Here is a 4,969-nt window from a genome sequence, read left to right as displayed (position 1 = left end):
GGCGACGACCACCACGAGGGCCCGCGTCGCCGGGGAGAGCCCGCCGCTGCCGAGCCCCGCCGCGGGCTCTCCCCGGCGACGCGGGCCCTCGTGGTGGTCGTCGCCTTCGCGGCCATGGTCGGCTTCGCCGTGGTGCTCGCCCGGCTGACCCTGGAACCGTCCGCCGCGTCCGTGCCCCTCACCCACACCAACCTCCGCCCCGGCGACTCCATCCGCGACTACCTCGACCAGCCCGCCTTCCGGGACACCGTCAAGCAGCTCGGCGGCAACATCCTGCTCGGCGTGCCGTTCGGGCTGCTGCTGCCGGTGCTCTTCCCGCGCGCCCGCGGCCTGGTGCGGGTGGTGCTGCTCACCGCGCTGGTCATGGTGCTCGTGGAGCTGGTCCAGGGCGCCATCGTCACCGGCCGGGCCTTCGACGTGGACGACGTGCTGCTCAACTGCACCGGCGCGCTCCTCGGCTACCTGCTGCTCGGCCGGCGGCTCGGCCGCATCGTCCACCCGCGCCGCCACCACTGGTGGCACCGCTTCTCCCGCTCGCGCCCGGCGGCCGAGAAGTAGCCCGCCCGACCGGGCCCCGCTTCCGCGCAGTGGCGGCATGAAGGCGGGCCCGCCGGATCCTCTCCGGCGGGCCCGCCTCTGTCATGTCCGCCCGCTGTCAGGTCTGCCGGGACCGAGCACCCGGACCTCCGGTCACCGCACGGACGCCGACGGCTCAGCCCCGGGTCCGGGCCACGCACTCCGCGACCACGTCGGTGAGGCTGCCGGTGCGGTGCAGCAGCTCGCGCTGGACCTGCGCCCCGTTGCCGCCCTTGAGCAGCGCCGCCAGCGCCTCCTGGGCGGGCAGCACGTCCCCGCTGTCCTCCAGCGCGTCCCGCACGTGGTCGAACAGGGCCCGCACCACCGCCTCGGCCGGCGCGGGCCGCATCGTCGCCGGGTGGATCAGCTCGTCCGCCAGCCCGGACCGGGCCGCCCGCCAGGTCGCCAGCCGCAGCAGCGCCAGTCCGTGCCGGGCGGGCGGCTCGCCGTCCCGCCAGCGCCGCGCCGCGGTCTCCACCAGCCCGCGCACCAGCGTGGCCAGCAGCACCGTGGTCGAGGGGTCCAGGCACACGTCCGCCACCCGGACCTCGACCGTGGGATAGGTGTGCGAGAGCCGGGCGTCGAAGTAGACCATCCCCTCGTCCTTCAGCACGCCGCTGGCCACCATGTCCGCGACCTGCTCGTGGTACCGGTCCGCCGAGCCGAACACCTCGACCGGGCCGGCCGACGGCCAGCGGCCCCACACCCGGTTGCGGTAGCTGGCGTACCCGCTGTCCTCACCCTGCCAGTACGGCGAGTTGGCGCTCATCGCCAGCAGCACCGGAAGCCACGGCCGGACGCGGTCCAGGACCGCGACGCCCTCCTCGTCCGACTCCACCGAGACGTGCACATGGCAGCCGCTGGTGAGCTGCTCGTGCGCGGTCAGCCCGAAGTGCTCCTTGAGCCACTCGTAGCGCTCGCCCGAACCGATGGTGGGCGACACCTCCAGCGGCGAGGTGGCCAGCGCCGCGACCGAGGCGCCCAGCCCCTCGGCGTGCCGCGCAGCCTCCCCGCGCCAGCGCACGATCTCCTCCCGCAGGTCGCCCATGTCGGTCTGCGGCCGGGTGGCGAACTCGAGCTGCTGGCGCTGCAACTCGCTCTCGAAGACGTCCTCGTTGCCCTGCGGATCGCGGGACACCGCCGCCAGCACCGCGGTCGACAGCGCACACGGCTGCCAGGTCCCGCTGTCCACCAGCAGCAGCTCCTCCTCCACACCCACGCTGCGCACGGACACCACCCTCTCTCTCGCCCCGGAAATGCCGGTCGCATGCCCCCGATCAGATAAGCCACGCCTGACGTGGGGACTGCGCCGAACGGGGCATACGGCTGACACAAGATCATCCGTACGGCCGTACGAGTGCCGCCGGAACGTACGACTCCGTCCCCGACGGCGCGTACCCACCCGGCCGGCGCCCCGGCCGTGCCCGACCCGGAGGAGCCCGTCCATGGCGACATCCGCCCGCAGGCCGCGTCACCCCCGCCCGGACCGCCCCGCCGCCGGGCGCCCCCGGACCGTCCTGCGCGACGTCGTCCTGGCCGTCGGACTGGTGGCCATCGTGGTGTGCGGCACCGGCATGACCGCCCGGGCGGCGATCGGTGAAGCCGCCGACGTCCCCGCCGTGCTGCTCGGACTGCTGGGCGCCGGCGCGCTGGTCGCCGCCCTGGTCCGGGCCGGCCGCCGCCGCGCCGCCCGCCCGGACCTCGTCGCGGGGACCGCCGTGGTCCCCGCCACGGTGCCCGCGCCGGCGGGAGCGCCGCCGGTCAGCGCCCTCGCGCCGGTACCGCCGCCGGCGGCGGAACCCGTGGCGGAGCCCGCGGGGGAGACCTGGGACCAGTCCGGGTACGAAGCCGTCGAGGAGGCCGTCGAGGAGGCGGTCCCGCCGGAGTACGCCGGCATCGACTACGCCGCACTGGACCCGTACGCCTTCGAGCAGACCGTCGCCGAGCTGTGCGTCCGCGACGGCTGCGCGGACGTCGAGGTGGTCGGCGGCGCGGGCGACCTGGGGGCCGACGTGCTGGCCACCACCCCCGACGGGCGGCGGGTCGTCGTGCAGTGCAAGGCGTACGGCACGGGCAACAAGGTCGGTTCGCAGGACTTGCAGCGCTTCGGCGGCACCTGCTTCGCGGTGCACGACGCCCAGGTGGCCGCGGTGGTCACCACCAGCGAGTTCACCGAGCCCGCCGCCGAGTACGCGGCCCGGTGCGGCATCCTCTGCGTCGACCGCGCCGGCCTGGACGCCTGGGCCGAGGGCATCGGCCCGGCCCCCTGGCTGCTGCCCCTCCCCGCCGCCCCGGAGGAGTGCCCCGCCGCCGCCGAGCACTGACCGACGACGGGCGCCGTACGGACCGAGCCGCCAGCACCGCGCCCCGGCCGGCGGGCCGTGGTGCCGCAGCCGGGCGCTGCCGGGGTCGGGCCCGCGCCGACGGGCCGCAGCGGGCAGGCCGAACCGGCCCGCCCCGGCCGGCGGGCCGGGGTGCGAGGGCCATGCCCGCGCCGGCCCCGCAGGGCGGGCAAGCCGGAGCGTGCGACCTGGCAGGGCGGGCCGGGACAAGCCCGCCCTGGCCGGCGGGCCGAAGCGGGCGGGCGGCCCTGCGGGTAGACCGGGCTGACCGGAGCCGGGCGCTGCCGGGGCCGGGCCCCGGCCGACGGGCCGCAGCGAGGCAGGCCGGACAAGCCCGACCGGACCGGCAGGCCCAAGCGGCCAGACCGAACAAGCCCGGCCCGATCGACGGCCACAGCGGGCGGCCCTGCGTGCGGGCCGGGGTACTGGAGCCGGGCGCAGTGGGGCGCCGTGTCGGCGCCCCACTGCGCGGGAGGGGCTCAGGTGGACTGGCGCAGGTCCACGATGCGCCGGAGCTTGCCCACCGAGCGCTCCAGGGTCTCCGGGTCCACCACCTCGACCCGCACCGAGACCCCGATCCCGTCCTTCATCGCGGCCTCCACCGCCCGGGCCGCCTCCGCGCGGTCGGCCGGCCCGGCGTCCGCCCGCGCCTCCACCCGTACGGTCAGCGCGTCCAGCCGCCCCCGGCGCTCCAGCCGCAACTGGAAGTGCGGGGCCAGCGCCGGGACCCGGAGCACGATCTCCTCCACCTGGGTGGGGAACAGGTTCACCCCGCGCAGGATCACCATGTCGTCGCTGCGCCCGGTGACCTTCTCCATCCGCCGGAACGGCCGCCCCGGCGCGGCCGGCAGCAGCGTGGTCAGGTCCCGGGTGCGGTAGCGGACGACCGGCATGGCCTCCTTGGTCAGCGAGGTGAACACCAGCTCCCCGGGCTCCCCGTCCGGCAGCACCTCCCCGGTCAGCGGATCGACCACCTCGGGCAGGAAATGGTCTTCCCAGACCGTCAGCGCACCCTTGCCGTCCACGCACTCCTGCGCCACACCCGGACCCATGACCTCCGACAGCCCGTAGATGTCGACCGCGTCGATCGCGAACCGCTCCTCGATCTCCCGCCGCATCTCCTCCGTCCACGGCTCCGCGCCGAAGATCCCCACCCGCAGCGAGGTCGAGCGGGGGTCCACGCCCTGCCGTTCGAACTCGTCGAGCAGCGTCAGCATGTACGACGGGGTCACCATGATCACCTCGGGGCGGAAGTCCTGGATGAGCCGCACCTGCCGCGCCGTCATCCCGCCGGAGGCCGGCACCACCGTGCAGCCCAGCCTCTCCGCCCCGTAGTGGGCGCCGAGCCCGCCGGTGAACAGCCCGTACCCGTAGGCGACGTGCACCGTGTCGCCCGGGCGCCCGCCGGCCGCCCGGATCGACCGGGCCACCACCTCGGCCCACACCTCCAGGTCCCGGTCGGTGTAGCCGACCACGGTGGGCAGGCCGGTCGTCCCGCTCGACGCGTGCAGCCGGCGCACCCGGGAGCGCTCCACAGCGAACATGCCGAACGGGTACTGCCCGCGCAGATCCGCCTTGGCGGTGAACGGGAAGCGCGCCAGGTCGCCGAGCGACCGCAGGTCGTCCGGGCGCACCCCGGCCCGGTCGAACGACTCCCGGTAGAACGGCACCCGCTCGTACGCGTGGTGCAGGGTCTCCCGCAGCCGCTCCAGCTGGAGCGCCGCGAGCCCCGCTCCGTCCAGCTTCTCCCCGAGGTCCGGGGCGGCCCCAGCCGCGTCCCGCTCCGTGTCCGCCATGACGCCACTCCCGTCTCCGGCCCCGTCGCCGGCTCCGCCGCCGGCCGTCGACCGATCATTCGGTCGTTCCACCGGCGATCAGTAAGTCAAGCCGCCCCGCGCCAGGTCAAGAGGGGCGAGCGCGTCAATCGGCCGCCACCCGGCGGTCACCCGGCCTCCATGCCGGCCCCGGCCACCCCGCGGGGTCCTCCCTTCGCGCGGCGGGCCGGGCGCCCCCGCCGCGCGAAGGGAGGACCCCGCGGGGTGGCCGGGGCC

4 protein-coding genes are annotated in these 4,969 nt (G+C 76.2%); 2 read left to right on the top strand and 2 right to left on the bottom strand.

Annotated elements, in window-relative coordinates:
- The coding region (locus C6N75_RS24860) for a VanZ family protein (protein ID WP_258177597.1) at positions 1-558 on the top strand (558 nt) is incomplete at its 5' end.
- A 154-nt stretch (positions 559-712) separates the two neighbouring features.
- Here the strand turns inward: C6N75_RS24860 and C6N75_RS24855 are convergent.
- Entirely contained in the window at positions 713-1,804 is a 1,092-nt protein-coding gene (locus tag C6N75_RS24855; RefSeq protein WP_105871129.1) for a glutamate--cysteine ligase 2, read from the bottom strand.
- Positions 1,805-2,021: 217 nt separating this feature from the next.
- On the opposite strand from C6N75_RS24855, the gene C6N75_RS24850 reads away from it, so the two are divergent.
- Entirely contained in the window at positions 2,022-2,900 is an 879-nt protein-coding gene (locus C6N75_RS24850) for a restriction endonuclease (RefSeq protein ID WP_258177596.1), read from the top strand.
- Positions 2,901-3,397: 497 nt separating this feature from the next.
- Here the strand turns inward: C6N75_RS24850 and paaK are convergent, their stop codons facing one another.
- Positions 3,398-4,714, bottom strand: a complete 1,317-nt coding sequence (gene paaK, locus C6N75_RS24845) for a phenylacetate--CoA ligase PaaK (protein ID WP_105871127.1) — start codon at positions 4,712-4,714, stop codon at positions 3,398-3,400.
- Positions 4,715-4,969 lie beyond the last annotated feature (255 nt).

Origin of the sequence: Streptomyces solincola (assembly GCF_002982015.1) — a bacterium.
GTDB classification, from domain to species: Bacteria; Actinomycetota; Actinomycetes; order Streptomycetales; family Streptomycetaceae; genus Streptomyces; species Streptomyces solincola.
The sequence above is the reverse complement of the archived record's forward strand: the minus strand, read 5'-3'. Positions and strand labels throughout refer to the sequence as shown.